The organism is Pseudomonas sp. NBRC 111131 (assembly GCF_001320525.1).
In the GTDB taxonomy this organism is placed as follows: domain Bacteria; phylum Pseudomonadota; class Gammaproteobacteria; order Pseudomonadales; family Pseudomonadaceae; genus Aquipseudomonas; species Aquipseudomonas ceruminis.
Window position 1 is genome coordinate 13,370 of sequence record NZ_BCBH01000024.1, and the last position, 16,075, is coordinate 29,444.

General features: G+C 61.9%; 23 protein-coding genes and 1 tRNA gene. 13 read left to right on the plus strand and 11 right to left on the minus strand.

Translation table 11 applies throughout. From position 1 onward, the window contains the following. Positions 1–20 precede the first annotated feature (20 nt). Together APH34_RS19870 and APH34_RS28830 are read right to left on the minus strand one after the other, a co-directional pair. On the minus strand, positions 21–626 hold the full coding sequence (locus APH34_RS19870; RefSeq protein ID WP_054902599.1) for a KilA-N domain-containing protein: 606 nt from the start codon (positions 624–626) through the stop codon (positions 21–23). Continuing rightward, a complete protein-coding gene (locus APH34_RS28830) occupies positions 623–919 on the minus strand; it encodes a Cro/CI family transcriptional regulator (RefSeq protein ID WP_082422847.1) in 297 nt (98 codons plus the stop codon). The genes APH34_RS19870 and APH34_RS28830 overlap by 4 nt, the downstream gene beginning before the upstream one ends. Positions 920–1,007: 88 nt before the next feature. Here APH34_RS28830 and APH34_RS19875 point away from each other — a divergent pair, with 88 nt between their 5' ends. The 10 genes from APH34_RS19875 (at position 1,008) to APH34_RS19920 (ending at position 5,682) form a co-directional block, all read left to right on the plus strand. Beyond that, entirely contained in the window at positions 1,008–1,751 is a 744-nt protein-coding gene (locus APH34_RS19875; RefSeq protein ID WP_082422848.1) for a helix-turn-helix transcriptional regulator, read from the plus strand. 157 nt (positions 1,752–1,908) lie between these two features. Further along, complete coding sequence (locus APH34_RS19880) at positions 1,909–2,310, plus strand: LuxR C-terminal-related transcriptional regulator (RefSeq protein ID WP_054902601.1); 402 nt, start codon at positions 1,909–1,911, stop codon at positions 2,308–2,310. Between the two features lie 91 nt (positions 2,311–2,401). Next, the gene (locus tag APH34_RS19885; protein ID WP_256215762.1) at positions 2,402–2,986 is read left to right on the plus strand and encodes a DUF1566 domain-containing protein; all 585 of its coding nucleotides are present in this window, start codon (positions 2,402–2,404) and stop codon (positions 2,984–2,986) included. A gap of 72 nt (positions 2,987–3,058) precedes the next feature. Continuing rightward, positions 3,059–3,280: an Arc family DNA-binding protein gene (locus APH34_RS19890; protein ID WP_054902602.1), complete on the plus strand. Its 222-nt coding sequence runs from the start codon at positions 3,059–3,061 to the stop codon at positions 3,278–3,280. Beyond that, positions 3,267–3,830 carry a hypothetical protein gene (locus APH34_RS30040; RefSeq protein WP_256215763.1) on the plus strand — a complete coding sequence of 188 codons (564 nt, stop codon included), beginning with the start codon at positions 3,267–3,269 and terminating at the stop codon, positions 3,828–3,830. Before APH34_RS19890 ends, APH34_RS30040 begins: the two co-directional genes overlap by 14 nt. After that, entirely contained in the window at positions 3,827–4,021 is a 195-nt protein-coding gene (locus APH34_RS19900; RefSeq protein WP_054902603.1) for a hypothetical protein, read from the plus strand. Before APH34_RS30040 ends, APH34_RS19900 begins: the two co-directional genes overlap by 4 nt. Then, on the plus strand, positions 4,018–4,752 hold the full coding sequence (locus tag APH34_RS19905; RefSeq protein ID WP_054902604.1) for a hypothetical protein: 735 nt from the start codon (positions 4,018–4,020) through the stop codon (positions 4,750–4,752). Before APH34_RS19900 ends, APH34_RS19905 begins: the two co-directional genes overlap by 4 nt. Then, on the plus strand, positions 4,749–5,069 hold the full coding sequence (locus APH34_RS19910; RefSeq protein WP_054902605.1) for a hypothetical protein: 321 nt from the start codon (positions 4,749–4,751) through the stop codon (positions 5,067–5,069). The genes APH34_RS19905 and APH34_RS19910 overlap by 4 nt, the downstream gene beginning before the upstream one ends. After that, the gene (locus tag APH34_RS19915; RefSeq protein ID WP_256215764.1) at positions 5,066–5,434 is read left to right on the plus strand and encodes a hypothetical protein; all 369 of its coding nucleotides are present in this window, start codon (positions 5,066–5,068) and stop codon (positions 5,432–5,434) included. Before APH34_RS19910 ends, APH34_RS19915 begins: the two co-directional genes overlap by 4 nt. Continuing rightward, positions 5,434–5,682: an AlpA family transcriptional regulator gene (locus APH34_RS19920; RefSeq protein ID WP_054902606.1), complete on the plus strand. Its 249-nt coding sequence runs from the start codon at positions 5,434–5,436 to the stop codon at positions 5,680–5,682. The genes APH34_RS19915 and APH34_RS19920 overlap by 1 nt, the downstream gene beginning before the upstream one ends. 2 nt (positions 5,683–5,684) lie before the next feature. Here the strand turns inward: APH34_RS19920 and APH34_RS19925 are convergent, their stop codons facing one another. The 6 genes from APH34_RS19925 to dapA form a co-directional block, all read right to left on the minus strand. Next, a complete protein-coding gene (locus APH34_RS19925) occupies positions 5,685–6,662 on the minus strand; it encodes a site-specific integrase (RefSeq protein WP_054902607.1) in 978 nt (325 codons plus the stop codon). 109 nt (positions 6,663–6,771) lie between these two features. After that, positions 6,772–6,861, minus strand: a tRNA-Ser gene (locus APH34_RS19930). 92 nt (positions 6,862–6,953) lie between these two features. After that, positions 6,954–7,664 carry a phosphoribosylaminoimidazolesuccinocarboxamide synthase gene (gene purC / locus APH34_RS19935; protein ID WP_003254733.1) on the minus strand — a complete coding sequence of 237 codons (711 nt, stop codon included), beginning with the start codon at positions 7,662–7,664 and terminating at the stop codon, positions 6,954–6,956. Between the two features lie 30 nt (positions 7,665–7,694). After that, positions 7,695–8,453 (minus strand): MBL fold metallo-hydrolase, encoded by a 759-nt coding sequence (locus APH34_RS19940; protein WP_054902608.1) that lies wholly within the window; start codon positions 8,451–8,453, stop codon positions 7,695–7,697. Then, positions 8,454–9,572 carry an outer membrane protein assembly factor BamC gene (gene bamC, locus APH34_RS19945; RefSeq protein WP_054902609.1) on the minus strand — a complete coding sequence of 373 codons (1,119 nt, stop codon included), beginning with the start codon at positions 9,570–9,572 and terminating at the stop codon, positions 8,454–8,456. A gap of 17 nt (positions 9,573–9,589) precedes the next feature. Continuing rightward, the gene (dapA, locus tag APH34_RS19950) at positions 9,590–10,477 is read right to left on the minus strand and encodes a 4-hydroxy-tetrahydrodipicolinate synthase (RefSeq protein ID WP_054902610.1); all 888 of its coding nucleotides are present in this window, start codon (positions 10,475–10,477) and stop codon (positions 9,590–9,592) included. A gap of 260 nt (positions 10,478–10,737) precedes the next feature. On the opposite strand from dapA, the gene APH34_RS19955 reads away from it, so the two are divergent. Both APH34_RS19955 and APH34_RS19960 read left to right on the plus strand, forming a co-directional pair. After that, positions 10,738–11,298: a glycine cleavage system protein R gene (locus APH34_RS19955; RefSeq protein WP_003254741.1), complete on the plus strand. Its 561-nt coding sequence runs from the start codon at positions 10,738–10,740 to the stop codon at positions 11,296–11,298. 11 nt (positions 11,299–11,309) lie between these two features. Then, positions 11,310–11,783 (plus strand): peroxiredoxin, encoded by a 474-nt coding sequence (locus tag APH34_RS19960; RefSeq protein ID WP_054902611.1) that lies wholly within the window; start codon positions 11,310–11,312, stop codon positions 11,781–11,783. A 103-nt stretch (positions 11,784–11,886) separates the two neighbouring features. On the opposite strand, the gene APH34_RS19965 is transcribed toward APH34_RS19960, so the two are convergent. Together APH34_RS19965 and APH34_RS19970 are read right to left on the minus strand one after the other, a co-directional pair. Continuing rightward, entirely contained in the window at positions 11,887–12,957 is a 1,071-nt protein-coding gene (locus APH34_RS19965) for an AI-2E family transporter (RefSeq protein ID WP_054902612.1), read from the minus strand. Positions 12,958–12,977: 20 nt separating this feature from the next. After that, positions 12,978–13,217, minus strand: coding sequence for a sulfurtransferase TusA family protein (locus APH34_RS19970; RefSeq protein WP_054902613.1), 240 nt, complete (start codon positions 13,215–13,217; stop codon positions 12,978–12,980). Between the two features lie 109 nt (positions 13,218–13,326). On the opposite strand from APH34_RS19970, the gene APH34_RS19975 reads away from it, so the two are divergent. Next, a complete protein-coding gene (locus APH34_RS19975; RefSeq protein ID WP_054902614.1) occupies positions 13,327–14,763 on the plus strand; it encodes a M48 family metalloprotease in 1,437 nt (478 codons plus the stop codon). A gap of 109 nt (positions 14,764–14,872) precedes the next feature. Here the strand turns inward: APH34_RS19975 and nadA are convergent, their stop codons facing one another. Then, entirely contained in the window at positions 14,873–15,931 is a 1,059-nt protein-coding gene (gene nadA, locus APH34_RS19980; protein WP_054902615.1) for a quinolinate synthase NadA, read from the minus strand. Positions 15,932–16,075: the final 144 nt, after the last annotated feature.

Sequence of the window (16,075 nt, forward strand, 5' to 3'; positions counted from 1 at the left end):
CTGGGATGCCGAGGCCGTCATTAGGAGGCCTTCAGGCGAGGTTGATTTGGGTTGTTCAGACCGAGCACCATTTGCAGCGAATCAAGCTCACGCTCGATGTCGCCTAGCAGCAGCGGCTTGTCGCGCTTCCACTCACAAAGGCCGCGCCCGTAGATGCTGGCGAGAGATTCGCGGTCGTCGAAGATCTTGCAAGCGCGATTGAGTCGATCCAGCTTCGACGGAGCGCCGGTCAACAGAGCCTCAATTCGCGTATCGCACCAAACAGCGAACCTGGTGCTGATCCAACGACCGAAATAAACCCTGATTTTCGGGTGCAGCCATGTTCCGCCACTGCCGCCAGCCTTGGTCATCACGAGGCCAGTCCTTTTGGTGAGAGCCAGGATCTTGGAGCGAACCCAAGACTTTGTAGCGTCTAACTCTTTGATTTCATTGAATTCTGTCAGGGTGACAGAATTGACACCGAGGGCATCTCCCATGATGCAGAGGTATTCCAGGGTTTCGATTTGGCGAAGCCAGGCGGTAGGCTCCTTGCCGAACTGCTTGGCGATTTTCGTGGCGTTCAACCAGCCGTCATCGCTGATGTCTACCTGCCGCCCTTCGAAGTCGAGGTGGATGACGTTACTCACTGCGCACCTCCGGTACTGGATGGATGAACAGCCCCGACAGCGGACTGATGTTGGTGGCAGGTTGCCGGTATCGTTTGGTCCAAGGTCGGAGACAGATGTGCCAGAACAGAACAAAGCTCTGCCGCCTGGATAGCACCGCGCGTGGCGACCTGAACACGGAGTGCGTTTGCTGGCGAGATAGAGTGCTTGCCGCGCAACCAGCCCGAGATTGTTGTCTGATCGACACCCAGAGCTAATGCGGCCTTCTGTTGAGTACCGAAATGGCTTATGAGCCTCTGGATGCGAGGATCCATAATCAACACCTTTTATGAGCTTTCCCCTAGGCTATAACATGAGAATACTCATTTGCAAGCATAGGGGTAAACCCCTGAAGATATCGGCATGAACTACAGCGAACGTTTGAAAGCAGCTCGCAAGCAAGCAGGCCTCACGCAGGCAGAGCTGGCGCGCCAGGTGGGTATCGATCAAACCTCAATCTCGAACCTAGAGAGAGGAAAGTCCCAAGGCTCATCACATACCGTGTCGATCGCACATGCCTGTGGAGTGAGTCCTGTTTGGCTCGAATCCGGAGCCGGACCAATGGTTGAAGATCATGTTGTCTTTCGTGGCGCACCACCGGAAGGTTTTAAGGCTACGAAACCCTTCAATACCTGGGATACGGAATCCCCCCTCGATGAGTCGGAGGCCTTTCTCTGGTTTATCGAGGAGGACCGCGATGCACCAGGCGAGGTGTTACGAAGCGGGTTGGTTCTCCCTCCCGGGTTTGTAGTGTCGAAGACACGAAAAATGCGATTCGACGCAGAGGTGCTCGCGCGCCAGGGGATCACGCCAGACCGCGCTTTCTGCGTCGAGGTAAGGGGAAACTCTATGGAGCCTGTACTTCCATCGGGCAGCGTAGTAGCTATCAACACGCAGATATTGGATGCAGATGACGGCAGGATGTATGCCGTGGCGCACCGAGGCCAACTCCGGGTCAAGCTCCTACATAGCCTGCCTGATTATGGCACTCGCCTACGAAGCTATAACCGGCATGAGCATCCCGATGAGGATTACTCCTTGACTGAAGCCCTGGATGGGAAACTCAAGGTGCTCGGCAAGGTGTTTTGGTACACGGCTATCATCTGACCACATCGCTGCGCACCACAAAAATCCGGCTCATGGCCGGATTTTTTTTGCCCTTGAATAAGCGGCAGTACTGCAGAAAGCAAAATATGAGGAAACTCCTTGACTTGATTTATGAGTTAAATCATATTTGATTCATCAACAGCACGGAGCGACCACCATGACCGCAGCAGCAACCTCAATCACCGTAGGCAACTGGCAGGGCCTTCTCGGCTATGGCGCAGCCCCGCGCGAACTTGAATGCCTGCTGGCGATTGCTGGCGGTGCTTCGGGGAAAGAGGCTGCTCGGACCTTGGGGATCAGCGAGGATGGCGTCAAGAAGCGCCTGATCGCCCTCGGCACCAAATGGGGCGTCACTCGTCGCGCTGCGCTGGTGGCCGAAGCCTTCCGCCGTGGCGTGATCAGCCCGGCCGCAACCGCCCTGGCTCTGCTGATGGCCATCCACGGAATGCTCGGCGACGACCAAGCAATGCGCATCCGCCGAGGCGGAAATGGTGGCGAGCGCCGGGTGGAAACCCGCGTAGCAACCCGGCGCGCTGAGTGCGCCCTGGCGGTGGTGTAAACATACCCGCCTGACCTGATCCAACCCTGATTTTTGCGAAAGCCATCAACCGCGGCAGGCCCTCGGCTTGCCTGGAAAAAGGAGATGCACCATGAAGCAAGCCCCACTGGTCCAGGCAAAGAACCTGCACCTGACCTTCAACTTGTTCTCACCAGAGTCACAGCCAACTGTCGCCCAGTTCCTGGAAAGCCTTTCCGAACCGGTCGCCGAGGCTGCGCTCACCCCTCCCGCCGTCGGAGAATACTGGCCTGGCCAAGGCGGCATCTACGGCGGCCTGCGCCTTTATCCCGAAGGTCTGTGTCACGTCATCTTCGCCGCCCAGGACGTAGGCATGCACGCCTTTGGCGATCACGGCACCGAGGTCGAAGCCACCAGCCAGATCGATGGTCGCGCCAACACCGCAATCCTGGTCAACCGCGACGGGTCGCACCCGGCGGCCGATGCGGCCTACGCCTTCACCTGCGACGGGCACAGAGACTTCTACCTACCAGCTTCCGGTGAGTTGTACCACGGCTACCTGTACCTGCCTGAGTCGTTCGAAAAGGCCTGGTACGTGTCGAGCTCGCAGCGCTCCGCCAGCAACGCCTACAGCTTGGACTTTGAGGGTGGCTGGCTCTACAACAGCCACGAGACCTACGAGTTTCTCGTCCGCCCCGTCCGCAGAATTCTTCAGTAATTCAGTTCTTCATTTCTTCCGCTGGGCGCACGCCCGGCGGCCAGAATCAGCCAATCTCGAAGGAGCCGCACCATGGCCTTTGATAGTCACAGCCTCGACAAATTTGTTGTCCGCCTGCCGGACGGGATGCGCGACCAGGTGGCAGCAGCTGCGGCAGCCGATGAGCGCTCGATGAACGGCCTGATCGTTATCGCGATCCGCGAATACCTGGACCGTGGCCAGCGTGCAAACGCGCTGCTCGATGCGCTCACTCAGGCAGCAGAAGCCAAGGGGGTCAGCCATGACGCAGCCTGACCGCATCAGCTTGGTATTGCGCCCCGCCGAGGGCGGCACCCTGGAACACATCCTGCCGTTCGCCAAGCTCGGCGCGCATGTTTCGATCGGTCGCGGCCTGGCGGTGATCGCCGGCGCCAGCCTTGGCGATCTTCAATGCGAACTTGAGAAAGCCCTAGCTCGTGCCGGTGGCGCCCCGCAGATGGTCGCGGTGTACACGCCATGGACCGATGTCCAGGTGCTGGACTTCCTGTCGGTAGCACTGCGGAACGTCGTGGTCCAGGGAGACCTGCAGTACAGCGACATCAACGAAGCGATGCGCTACATGGCGGAGAAGGGGCAGCCGGCATTCTGCAAGGCTTTTAGCATCGATGAGGACGTCAAGCTGGTATCCGACGCCCGCCGGTACCGCTTGCTGCGTGACCGTGAGCGCATCGAAGACCCTGATGAAGACCTGCTGGCGGTGCGTGGCGATAACTGGCTATCCGGCGAAGAGCTGGATCAGGAGATTGACACCGCACTGCGCGTGCAGGCCATGCAGCAGCAGGTGGTGCAGGAGCGGCAGCCATGACCCACATGATGAACCAGGGTACCCGCCTTCACCTGCAAGACGACCTTGGCCAGCTGGGCGAACGCCTGATCCGCTTCGGCGAGGCCTTGCAAGACCCGAACACCACCGTGGGCAAGCTGGCCGACCTGGCCAAGTCCTGCGGCATCAAGCTGCACATGCGTGCCGTTGCTGAATCGGGAGAGCAACCATGATCAAGCGTCGAGCAATCAACCCCGCCGCCCTTCCCGCTGTAGGCCAGCCCCTGGGCGGTGGATTCTTCGCCGGCCGGATCTTCTTCGACGGCGCCGAGCATGCGGTGATCGATGCGGGCCGGGAGTTCGAAGTCGCCGCCCACTGGTGGCAGGAGCAAGGCCCACGCCCGCGCATCCGTGGGGCTACGTCGCGCTTCGACGGGATGGCCAACACCCAGGCCATGGCCGCCGAGGGCAGCGAAATCGCCCGCAAGGTGCTGGGCATGAACATCCGTGGCACCTGGGGCTGGCACATCCCGTCAATCGAGGAACTGCAGGTGCTGCGCTGCAACCTGCTCCAGCTTGAAGGCTGGGGTCGCGCCGGGGCCATTCCAGACCACGACGCCGCGCAGGCATTTGGTTTGCGCGAGTACTGGACCAGCAGCCAGAAGTCGAACGCCGCCACAGCCTGGTGCCTGCACATGCTGCCCTGGTGCGTGCCCGACACCAACTGGGTGAGCAAGTGCAAGGGCATTCGCCCGGTGCGCACCCTGCTGATCAGCCAAGAGGCTTTCGTGCACGCGCCATCGACCGACACGCCACTCACAGAGGTGGACCTGCGAGGCCTGGCCAACCAGCAAGCCGTGGCCACCGTGCTCGAGCGGTTCGTGAACGAGGACGCCGGTAAGTTCTACGGGCGCACCGAGGCCCTGGTGGCCGAGCTGGCTGCGCTGGCGGGAGGTCGGGCATGATCCAGACCCTTATCTCCACGGCCATCAGCGCCATCATCAGCCTGTCGCTGCTGTTCGGCGGCTCACAGCTTCACCGGTTCGCCTTCTATGTCACTGTGGCATTCAACGTCATGGCCTGGGCTGGCGTGCTGGGTGGCTTGATTACCGGGGATGCAGCCGTGCGCATCATGCATTACTTCTGGCTGAGTCTGCTCAGCAGCTGCTTTCAGCTGTATGCGTTGATCTATAGAGGCCACCCGATGCTGGCAGCGTCCTGCTTCTTGGTGTCGTTGTTCATCGTGCTTTCAGCGGCGAAGGCCACGGGGGTTCTGCCGTGAACATCATTGCAACCATGGCGCTTCGTAGAGCCCTTGGCCGACGCAACTCAGTGCAGTCGCGTGCGGCTGCCCGGGTGTCTTCTGCCGAATCCGAAACGCCGAGGGCGCTCAGCGAGCCGATAGTCGTCACCGGGCCAATCAACCGGTACATGTTCCTTCAGGGGCGCAATTGGGCGATCGATATGGTCGCCTCTCTTCGCGCTGCGCCTATCGAGTTGGTTATCGAACGCTTGATCGGAGCCGCAGCGGGACGACCAGGTAGCTACGCGGCCGGCATCGAGTCTGTGGTGGATGAATTGAAAAGAGCTGACGCGACAGGTCAGGCTGAAGACGAGAACCTGACGAGTCAGGCCGGGAGGAAGTAATGAGCGAAGAAACCGAGGTGCTGACGGTTGAGGGCCTGGCCAAGCTGCTGGGCCGCACCGAGGCATCAATCAGAGAGGGGATTCGCCGCGGCGTGCCATGGCTGCCCAAGAGCTTCAAGATGGGCAACCGGCACTGCTGGCTGAAAGAGGACGTGCGCAAGTTCTTGCGCGAGTATCGGGATGGGGAGCACCAGAAGCCGAAGCCGGGGCGGAAGCGGAAAGACCCGCCCTCGCTCCGGGTTGCCTGACCTCAGCCGAGCTTCTCGGCGAGGTCCTGCGGGCTGAGGTGTGTGTAGCGCTTGAGCATCGCCAAGGTCTTGTGACCAGTGATACTCGCGACCTCCATCATCGTGAAGCCGCGCTCGAAGAAACGACTGGTCGCCTCATGGCGCAAGTCGTGCAGTCGCAGGCCTTCAATCCCGGCGGCTACGCAGGCCCGGGGGAAGTAGTTGCTGATCGTGTTGAGCGCCAGGTTGAAGTACCGTCCGCCACCGATCGGCGTGGGTAGCCCCTCCAGCAGGGCGATCGCCCGGGAGGACAATGGTACGGCGCGCCGCTCGCCGTTCTTGGTGTCTTCCAGATAGGCCACTTTGCCGCGCACCTGGTCGCGGCGCAGCATCAACAGCTCAGACCGGCGCATCGCCGTCTCCACCGCCAGCTCAATAAACACCGGGAGCTGGGCATTCAGCTGGCCAGCTGCCTTGTAGAGGGCGGTAAGCTCCGCCGGCGTTGGGCGCCGATCCCTCTCTTTGCTGCCCTTCGGCATCCGGATCGCCCGACAAGGGTTGGTCAATCCTTCGATACCCCATTCCTTGGTGGCCACCGTGAATAGGTGGCTGATCACCGCAAGGTTGAGGCGAACTGTCGCCGTCGATTTCCCTTCCTTCAGCTCAGCATCGCGATACGCGGCCATGTCGCTCGAGCGGATAGCAGCTAGGCCCTTGGTGGCCAGCTTGTGCTCTTTCCACTTCTTGATGCGGACCTGTTCTTGCTTGGCGCCCTTCTTGGTCGAGGTAACCTCGGACAGGTATCGGTCCAGGGCCTCGGCCAGCGTAGTGCTCTCGGCCTCGCGCATGTCGACGAAGCGAGCGCGCGACATATCCCCCTCGATCTCGGCCGCCCAGCGTTGGGCTTCTGCCTTGGTGTCAAAGGTGGCGGAAAGTGTTGGATATCCTTTGCGGCGGATCTGGGCACGCCAGGCGTCACCGCGCTTCTCGTAGTAGGCCATGGCGGAATGATAGCGAACGCTTGGGGGAATTACACGCTCCCCCATTCCCCCAAAATTCCCCCAAATGAAAAAGGCCCCGAGGGCTATACAGCGCTCGGGGCCTTTAATATGGCGGAGAGATAGGGATTTGAACCCTAGGTACTGTTGCCAGTACAACGGATTTCGAATCCGTCCCGTTCGACCACTCCGGCATCTCTCCAATGCCGCGCATCATACCAGCGAATTCTGAAAACGCAAACCTTTATTTTCAAAAAAATCGCGTGGTATCAGGCGCTTGCGTGAACGTGCGCCTTACAGCGGCACGCCCAGGCGCTTGGCAACTTCTTCGTAGGCTTCGATCACGTCGCCCAGACCTTGGCGGAAACGGTCCTTGTCCATCTTCTTACGGGTTTCTTTGTCCCACAGGCGGCAGCCGTCAGGGCTGAACTCGTCACCCAGGACGATCTGGCCGTGGAACACGCCGAACTCCAGCTTGAAGTCGACCAGCAGCAGGCCTGCGTCGTCGAACAGCTTGCTCAGCACTTCATTGACCTTCAGCGACAGCTTCTTCATCTCGACCAGCTGCTCGGCAGTGCCCCAGCCGAACGCGACAACGTGGGATTCGTTGATGAAGGGGTCACCCTTCTCGTCGTTCTTCAGGAACAGCTCGAAGGTGGAAGGCTCGAGCTTGATGCCCTCTTCCACACCCAGGCGCTTGACCAGGCTACCGGCGGCATAGTTACGCACCACGCACTCGACCGGGATCATGTCCAGCTTCTTGACCAGGCACTCGTTGTCGCCCAGCAGCTTGTCGAACTGGGTCGGCACGCCGGCTTCTTCGAGCTTCTGCATGATGAAGGCGTTGAACTTGTTGTTCACCATGCCTTTACGGTCCAGTTGTTCGATGCGCTTACCGTCGAACGCTGAGGTGTCGTTACGGAACAGCAGGATCAAGCGGTCGGCGTCGTCGGTCTTGTAAACCGATTTGGCCTTGCCGCGGTAGAGTTCTTCGCGTTTTTCCATGATTGGGCTCCGCTTGCTTGAGGTGTTGGGCTAGGCGATTTCGCGCCAGTCGAGCCCGTGTTCCTGATTCGCCACCTGGAGCCAGTCAGGGTCGCACCCTAGGGTGTCGACGAAGCACTGGCGGGCCAGATGTGGCAGGTTGTTCTTGCTGCTGAGGTGGGCCAGCACCAGGTGTTGCAGGTTGCTCCAGCCCAACTCTTGCACCAGGCGTGCGGCCTGATGATTGTTCAAATGCCCCTGCATGCCGCCGACCCGCTGCTTGAGGAAATACGGGTAGTGCCCACGCGCCAGCAGGTCGCGGCAATGGTTGGCCTCGATCAGCAGGGCGTCCAGGCCCTGGTAGCGCTCCAGCAACAAGGTGTCGTAAGAGCCCAGGTCGGTGAGCATGCCAAACCGTCGGCGACCATCGCTGATCACATACTGCAGCGGCTCGTAGGCATCGTGCTCGACCCGTGCTGCATGCACTTGCAGGCTGCCAATGTGCAGGCTGTCGCCACAAGCGAGAAAACCGGCCGCTTCCACCGGCTTGCGCATACCGCGCAACGTGCCTTGGCTGAGGTAGACCGGTACATTGTAGCGCCGCGACAACAGGCCCACCCCATGCACATGGTCGGCATGTTCATGGGTGACCAGCACCGCGCTCAGTTGAGCCGCCGACACACCGAGCAGCGCCAGGCGCCGCTCGGTTTCACGCAGGGAAAAACCGCAGTCGACCAGGATGAAGGTGTCATCACTGGCGATCAGCGTGCCATTTCCCTGGCTGCCGCTTCCGAGTACCGCGAAGCGCACTTAGCCCAGGTGGTCCTGAATGGCGCTCAGCACGCGGCGAGCGACATCGGCCGGGGCCACGGTGTTGATGTTCTTCTCGACGGTGACCTGCACGCTTTCGCCGACCTTGCTCAGGCGCACCTGATAACGCTCGGCGCGGGCTTCACGCTCTTCCTTGGTCGGTGCGCTGCCGAACAGGCGGCTGAAGAAGCCAGGCTCGTTCTGCTTGTCTTCAGGCTTTTCCGACAGGTTGATGTAGTACAGGCCCAGGCTGCGGTTGATGTCCTCGACGCGCCATTCGCCGCCCTGCTCGAGGGCGCGGCCCACGCTGGACCAGGCACGGTCCAGGTCGGCGCCGAGGAACAGCACCGGGTTGCCGCTGCCGTCCTCGCTCAGGCTGACACGGCTTGGAGCATCGAAGTCACGCGCGGCCAGCAACGATACCGAACCGCCCTTCTCGGCGCTGCGGTTCATGCTGGCGAGCAGCTCGTCAACCAGCAACGCGTCGGCCCCGGTATTGCTGGAGGTGGACGGGAATGCCGGGTCGGCTGTGCTGCCAGCCGGGCGTTCGACGCTGACGATGTACACCTCGGAGGTGTTGCGCTGCACGCCAGGCTCCATGCGCACACGTACACGCACTTCGCTCTCGCCGCTGCTGGAGGTGCTGGCCAGGCGCTGGCCGAGCGATGCCGACAGCTCATCGAAACGCTGCCAGGAGGTATTGAATTCGCCGGTCTGCGGGCGTTCTTCAGCGATGCGGAAGCCGTTGTCCTCGAAGAACTGACGGGCCACCGGCCAGACTTCGGCCGGCGAACGCTGGGCCAGCACCCAACGGCTGTTGCCGCTGCGTTGCAGGCTGAAGTCGCTGACTTGCGCACCAGAAGCCAGCGATTGTGGGCGCGGCACTTCGAATTCGCCGGTGGCGTGGTCGTCGGCGACGTTACGGGGGATTGGCAGCAGCGGGTCAAGGCGCTTGACGTTGCTGGCGTCCGGCGGCAGCTGCATCGGCGCGGTGGGATGCGCCTGCAGGTAATCGCTGCCGCGGTCGCGGAAATAGCCATCCTCGCCCCACAGCCAGCCACACCCACTGGTGCTGGAGATGATCAGGGCGAGCGCGGAAAGACCAGCCAGTCGCTTCATGCGGTGTACTTCCTCGATTAAACCAGTACGCCGGACGTGCGCAGGGCAGTACGGACTTTTTCGTGACAGCCTTCGCTCAGCCAGGTCAGCGGCAGGCGAATACCCTTATGCATCAGGCCCATTTCCACCAGAGCCCACTTCACCGGGATCGGGTTGGCTTCGCAGAACAGGTCTTTGTGCAGGGGCATGAGTTTTTCGTTGATCGCGCGGGCCTTCTCGGCATTGCCCTCAAGGGCGGCCTCGCACAGATCGGCCATTTCGCGCGGGGCGACGTTGGCGGTGACGGAGATGTTGCCCTTGCCGCCCAACAGGATCAGCTCGACCGCCGTCGGATCGTCGCCGGAGAGGACGATGAAGTCCTTGCTCACGCCGTCGAGGATGGCCTTGGCACGGGCCAGGTCGCCGGTGGCTTCCTTGATGCCGATGATGTTAGGCACGCTCGACAGGCGGATGACGGTCTCGGCCTGCATGTCGCAGGAGGTGCGGCCGGGTACGTTGTAAAGGATCTGCGGGATATCGACGGCTTCGGCAATGTGCTTGAAATGCTGGTACAGGCCTTCCTGAGTCGGCTTGTTGTAGTACGGCACTACCAGCAGGCAGGCATCGGCGCCAGCGTTCTTGGCGTTCTGGGTCAGGTGCACGGCTTCGGCAGTGGAGTTTGCACCGGTACCGGCGATCACCGGCACGCGGTGGTTGCTGCGCTTGACGCGCTCGACCACGTGCTTGATGACCAGGATGTGTTCTTCGACATCCAGCGTGGCGGACTCACCGGTGGTGCCGACAGCGACGATCGCGTGGGTGCCATTTTCCAGGTGGAAGTCTACAAGTTTGTCGAGGCTGTCCCAATCAAGACGCCCTTGTGCATCCATGGGTGTGACCAATGCCACCATACTGCCCGCAATCATGTAACTGCTCCTGCCGGAAAAAGAGAGCGGTAATGGTACTGGGGGCATCGGCCTTGCACAAGCGAAGCAGGCGGGCGGAGCATTCCCCTCGGCGCCTTATTTCGCTACCCTTGATCCTTTGATCGGTGCAGCGCGGCCCGCCGGGCCGTCGACCTTGCTCCCCGGCCAGCGTCCACGTCCTCGCATGCGAGCCCCGGGCCCTGCCGACAGGAGGCTTTCGCCCGTCCTGTGCCGACCGCTCATCGCTTTAGGAATGCTGCATGTCCACCCCCACCGTCCGCGAACAATTCCTTGTCATCAGTGCCCTGGGCCCCAACCCCATGGAGCTGGCCAACGTCCTCAGCCGCGCTGCCTTCGAAAACCGCTGCGCGGTCGTCACCTCGCGCCTGAGCCGCCATGGCGAGACCAGCGCCCTGGTATTGCAGGTAGGCGGTAGCTGGGACGCCCTGGCGCGCCTGGAGTCCACCCTGCCGGGCCTGGGCAAGAAGCACGGCCTGACCCTCGATGTGGTGCGCAGTGCCGACCAGGAGGTACGCCCGCAGGCCTTGCCGTATGTCGCCTATGTCAGCGCCGCCTACCGCCCGGACATCATCAACGAGCTGTGCCAGTTCTTCCTCGACCACCGCGTCGAGCTCGAAGCCATGACCTGCGACACCTACCTGGCGCCGCAGACCGGTAGCAGCATGCTCAACGCCCAGTTCACCGTGATCCTGCCGGCCGGCACCCAGATCAGCTGGTTGCGCGACCAGTTCCTGGACTTTGCCGACGCCTTGAACCTGGACGCGCTGATCGAACCCTGGCGCCCACAGAACCCCATGTAAGGAAAGCACCCATGGCAGTAGCACTCGACCAACCCGTCGCCGACTTCCAGGCCCAGGCCACCAGCGGCCAGACTGTCAGCCTGGCCGAGCTCAAGGGCCGCCAGGTGGTGGTGTACTTCTACCCCAAGGACAGCACCCCCGGCTGCACGACCCAAGGCCAGGGTTTCCGTGACCAGCATGCAGCGTTCGAAGCGGCCAACACCGTGGTGTTCGGCGTGTCGCGCGACGGCATCAAGTCGCACGAGAACTTCAAGGCCAAGCAGGGCTTTCCGTTCGAGCTGATCAGCGACAAGGACGAAGCGCTGTGCCAGCAGTTCGACGTGATCAAGCTGAAGAAGCTCTACGGCAAGGAGTACATGGGCGTGGACCGCAGCACCTTCCTGATCGACAAGGAGGGTGTGCTGCGTCAGGAATGGCGCGGGGTGAAGGTGCCAGGCCATGTGGATGCCGTGCTTGCCGCAGCCCAGGCGCTGAACAAGGCTTGAGATCGGCTTGACGCTTCTTTGCCGGTAGACCCGCTCCCACACGACCTGCACGTGGTGCAGTACCTGGGGAGGCGGGCTTACCCGCGAAGAAGACAGCAGAGCGCTAGAGTATCGGCGCCACCGCTGGCTCCTGCCGCGGCCAGGCATCGAGCACCGCCTTGATCAGTGTCGCCAGCGGGATCGCGAAGAAGATCCCCCAGAAGCCCCACAGCCCGCCAAACAACAGCACCGCGCAGATGATCGCCACCGGGTGCAAGCTCACCGCCTCGGAGAACAGCAGCGGCACCAGCACGTTGCCATCGAGCGCCTGAATGATCGCGTACACCGTCATCAGGTAAATGAACTGGTCACCCCAGCCCCATTGGAACAGCGCAATCAGCGTGACCGGCACAGTCACCACCACCGCCCCCACGTAGGGCACCACCACCGACAACCCTACCAGCAGTGCCAGCAACGCGGCGTAGTTGAGCCCCAGGCTGATGAAGGCAATGTAGGTGGCAATCCCGCAGATCAGAATTTCGATACCCTTGCCGCGGATATAGTTGGCGATCTGCCGGTTCATCTCGCTACCCACACGGTTGAGCAGACTGCGTTGGCGTGGCAGGTAACCGCTGACCCAGCGACCGATCAGTTCACGGTCCTTGAGGAAGAAAAATACCAGGATTGGCACCAGCACCAGGTAGATCATGGCGTTGACCAGCAGGGGCAGGCTCGACAACGAGAAGGTCAGTGCCCACTGGCCGAACTTGCCGATCTCGCCACGCACCGATTCGATGGCATGCAATACCTGCTCATCTGATACCAGGTGCGGGTAGCGCTCAGGCAACAGCAGCAACAACGACTGCCATTTGCCCAGCATGCCCGGCAGCTCGTTGAACAAGGTGATCAACTGATGCCAGAGCAACGGCACCAGCACCAGCAGCACCACCGCCAGTGCACTCATGAACAAGGCGAACACCAGCATGACCGCCACCCGCGTCGGCACCCGGATACGCTCCAGGGCATTGACCAGCCCTTGCATCAGAAATGCCAGCACCATCCCCGCCAGCACCGGCGCGAGCATGCCGCCGAGGGTAAGTACTGCAGTAAATGCCAGGAACAGCAGGACCGCCAGCACCACCGCCTCCTCGTCGGAGAAGTAGCGATGCATCCAGTCGCGAAGCACTTTGAACATTGACGTTCCTTGATTGAGACTCAGGCCTTGCGCAGCCAGTAGGTATAAACGCCGGCTTCGGCCGTTTCACGCAGCAGCGTATGACCGGCCAGCTGGGCAAAAGTGCGGAAGTCGCGCTGGGAGCCGGCGTCGGTGGCGATCACCTTGAGCACTGCGCCACTGGCCAGGCCATTGAGCGCCATCTTCGCCTTGAGCAACGGCAGGGGGCAGTTCAGCCCGCTGGCGTCGAGCTCGGCGTCGCAGGTCGGGGTGTCACTCATCAGCAGTTTCTCCACAGGCGGGGCAGACAGGCTGGCTAGAATACCGCCACTGGTCGCCAACGTGCGAGCGGGCTACAGTAGGTGCTTTGATCCGACGCGAGCTTCGTGCATGAACCTACTGCGCCCTACCCTGTTGTCGCTGGCCTGCCTGATGGCCCTTCCCGGCCATGCTGACGACCTGCCATCACTGGGCGACGCCAGTTCTGCGATCGTTTCGCCACAGCAGGAACACCAGCTCGGCCGCGCCTGGCTCAGCCTGTTGCGCGGCCAGGTCAACCAGCTCAACGACCCGCAGCTCAAGGATTACGTCGAAACCACGGTGTACCGCCTGGCCGAAACCAGCCAGTTGCAGGACCGGCGCCTGGAATTCATCCTCATCGACAGCCGTGAGCTCAACGCCTTCGCCGCCCCGGGCGGCATCGTCGGGGTCAACGGCGGCCTGTTCCTCAATGCCCAGACCGAAGGCGAGTATGCCTCGGTACTGGCTCACGAACTGGCGCACTTGTCGCAACGCCACTTCGCTCGTGGGGTCGAGGCCCAGCAGCGCATGCAGTTGCCGATGATGGCGGCGCTGCTGGCCGGTATCGTGCTGGCCGCAGGTGGCGGTGGTGATGCCGGTATCGGCGTGATTGCCGGCACCCAGGCCGCCGCCCTGCAGGAACAACGGCGCTTCTCGCGGCAGAACGAACAGGAAGCCGACCGGATCGGCATTCAGAACCTGGAAAAGGCCGGTTATGACCCGCGCAACATGCCGACCATGTTCGAACGCCTGGCGCGCCAGTACCGCTACGACGCCAAACCACCCGAATTTCTCTTGACTCACCCGGTGACCGAATCGCGTATCGCCGATACCCGCAACCGCGCCGAGCAGGCCCCCAAGGGCGGCGTCGAGGACAGCCAGCGCTACCAGCTGATCCGCGCACGCGTTGCCCTGACTTACGAAGGCACACCGGGCCTTGCAGCCAAACGCTTCCGTGCCCAGCTCGACGAAGACCCCACATTGGATGCCGCCCGCTATGGCCTGGCCCTGGCGCAGATCAAAGGCGGGCAGCTCAACGAAGCGCGTGAAAACCTCAAGCCGTTGCTGGCCAAGGCACCCAATGACATCACCTACAACCTGGCGCAGATCGACCTGGACATCACCAACAACCGCCTGGTCGATGCCCAGCAGCGTGCCGAGCGCATGCAAGGTTTGTATCCGGGCAACTATCCGCTGAAACAGGTGCGTGCCGACCTGCTGGTCAAGCAGAACAAGCCGGCCGAGGCCGAGAAGGTGTTGAACGACCTGCTCAAGAGCCGCCCGGATGATCCCGATGTCTGGTACGACATGGCCGAAGTGCGGGGCTTGTCGGGCAACACCATTGGGCTGCACCGGGCACGTGCCGAGTATTTCACCCTGGTGGGGGATTTCGACCAGGCGATCCAGCAGCTGGATTACGCCAAGCGCCGCGCAGGCGGCAACTTCCCGCTGGCGTCGCAGATCGACCAGCGCCAGCGCGAGATCATGGAGCAGCGGCGGATGGTCAGGGAAATGATGGGGCGCTAGAAAGGCGGCCTTGCGTACAAGCGTGGGTCAGCCAATGCGCTGTGGCACCGGCTTCGCCGGTGTTCGCGGGGCAAGCCCGCGCCCGCGAACACGTCGCTGCGGTTTCAGATCAGGCGTTACCCGACAGCTTCAGCCGAGCAGCCTGGGTAAAGTCCAGCATACGGTTCAAGGGCTTGATCGCCTTGGGCACCAGGGCCGGATCAACGAAAATTTCGTTGGTGCCTTTACGCAAGCAATCCAGCACCCGCTCCAGGGTATTCATCGCCATCCACGGACAATGGGCACAGCTGCGGCATGCCGCGCCGTTGCCGGCTGTAGGCGCTTCGACGAATTCCTTGTCCGGGCACAGCTGCTGCATCTTGTAGAAGATGCCGCGGTCAGTGGCGACGATGAAGGTCTTGTTCGGCAGCGTTTGCGCAGCCTTGATCAACTGGCTGGTGGAGCCCACTGCATCGGCCAGATCGATCACCGACTCGGGCGACTCGGGGTGGACCAGAATCGCGGCATCCGGGTACAGCGCTTTCATGTCTGCCAACTGGCGCGACTTGAATTCTTCGTGAACGATGCAGGCACCGTCCCACAGCAACATGTCTGCACCGGTCTGCTTCTGAATATAACGGCCCAGGTGCTGGTCCGGCCCCCAGATGATGGTTTCGCCGTTGTCCATCAGGCTTTCGACGATCTCCAGCGCGCAGCTCGACGTCACCACCCAATCGGCCCGCGCCTTTACGGCCGCAGACGTGTTGGCATAGACCACCACGGTACGCTCGGGATGCTGATCGCAGAAGGCCGAGAACGCTTCGACCGGGCACCCCAGGTCGAGTGAGCAGGTGGCCTCCAGGGTTGGCATGAGCACGCGCTTTTCCGGCGTGAGAATCTTGGCCGTTTCGCCCATGAAGCGCACACCGGCGACAATCACGGTCTCGGCGGGGTGGTTCTTGCCAAAGCGGGCCATTTCCAGCGAGTCGGACACGCAGCCGCCGGTCTCTTCGGCAAGCGCCTGGATGACCGGGTCGCAGTAATAGTGGGCGACCAGCACGGCGTTCTGCGCCTTGAGCTCGGCAGCGATGGCCGCACGGTATTCGGCCTCCTGCTCGGCTGTCAGCGGGTTGGGCTGCTTGGCGTCGAGGTGAGCCTGAACCAACAGGCGTTCGGAAATCTGGGTCATGATCGCTGGACCTGCAGGCGCGTGTGCGCGTCAAATCGAGTGTATCACCCGGCCCTGGCAGATCGGCTAACGGCGCCGGACGGCAGGCGAGCCGCCACGGCCCTCTGCGGGCGCGGATTATTATCGGACGCCGAAGGCTACAGA

Coding starts and splice junctions, on each gene's coding strand:
- APH34_RS19880 (WP_054902601.1), top strand. CDS start 1,909: ATGACCGCAGCAGCAACCTCAATCACCGTAGGCAACTGGCAGGGCCTT.
- APH34_RS19910 (WP_054902605.1), top strand. CDS start 4,749: ATGATCCAGACCCTTATCTCCACGGCCATCAGCGCCATCATCAGCCTG.
- APH34_RS19905 (WP_054902604.1), top strand. CDS start 4,018: ATGATCAAGCGTCGAGCAATCAACCCCGCCGCCCTTCCCGCTGTAGGC.
- APH34_RS19900 (WP_054902603.1), top strand. CDS start 3,827: ATGACCCACATGATGAACCAGGGTACCCGCCTTCACCTGCAAGACGAC.
- APH34_RS30040 (WP_256215763.1), top strand. CDS start 3,267: ATGACGCAGCCTGACCGCATCAGCTTGGTATTGCGCCCCGCCGAGGGC.
- APH34_RS19970 (WP_054902613.1), bottom strand. CDS start 13,217: ATGAGTGACACCCCGACCTGCGACGCCGAGCTCGACGCCAGCGGGCTG.
- APH34_RS19885 (WP_256215762.1), top strand. CDS start 2,402: ATGAAGCAAGCCCCACTGGTCCAGGCAAAGAACCTGCACCTGACCTTC.
- nadA (WP_054902615.1), bottom strand. CDS start 15,931: ATGACCCAGATTTCCGAACGCCTGTTGGTTCAGGCTCACCTCGACGCC.
- APH34_RS19920 (WP_054902606.1), top strand. CDS start 5,434: ATGAGCGAAGAAACCGAGGTGCTGACGGTTGAGGGCCTGGCCAAGCTG.
- APH34_RS19965 (WP_054902612.1), bottom strand. CDS start 12,957: ATGTTCAAAGTGCTTCGCGACTGGATGCATCGCTACTTCTCCGACGAG.
- APH34_RS19875 (WP_082422848.1), top strand. CDS start 1,008: ATGAACTACAGCGAACGTTTGAAAGCAGCTCGCAAGCAAGCAGGCCTC.
- bamC (WP_054902609.1), bottom strand. CDS start 9,572: ATGAAGCGACTGGCTGGTCTTTCCGCGCTCGCCCTGATCATCTCCAGC.
- APH34_RS19925 (WP_054902607.1), bottom strand. CDS start 6,662: ATGGCCTACTACGAGAAGCGCGGTGACGCCTGGCGTGCCCAGATCCGC.
- APH34_RS19890 (WP_054902602.1), top strand. CDS start 3,059: ATGGCCTTTGATAGTCACAGCCTCGACAAATTTGTTGTCCGCCTGCCG.
- purC (WP_003254733.1), bottom strand. CDS start 7,664: ATGGAAAAACGCGAAGAACTCTACCGCGGCAAGGCCAAATCGGTTTAC.
- dapA (WP_054902610.1), bottom strand. CDS start 10,477: ATGATTGCGGGCAGTATGGTGGCATTGGTCACACCCATGGATGCACAA.
- APH34_RS28830 (WP_082422847.1), bottom strand. CDS start 919: ATGGATCCTCGCATCCAGAGGCTCATAAGCCATTTCGGTACTCAACAG.
- APH34_RS19975 (WP_054902614.1), top strand. CDS start 13,327: ATGAACCTACTGCGCCCTACCCTGTTGTCGCTGGCCTGCCTGATGGCC.
- APH34_RS19955 (WP_003254741.1), top strand. CDS start 10,738: ATGTCCACCCCCACCGTCCGCGAACAATTCCTTGTCATCAGTGCCCTG.
- APH34_RS19960 (WP_054902611.1), top strand. CDS start 11,310: ATGGCAGTAGCACTCGACCAACCCGTCGCCGACTTCCAGGCCCAGGCC.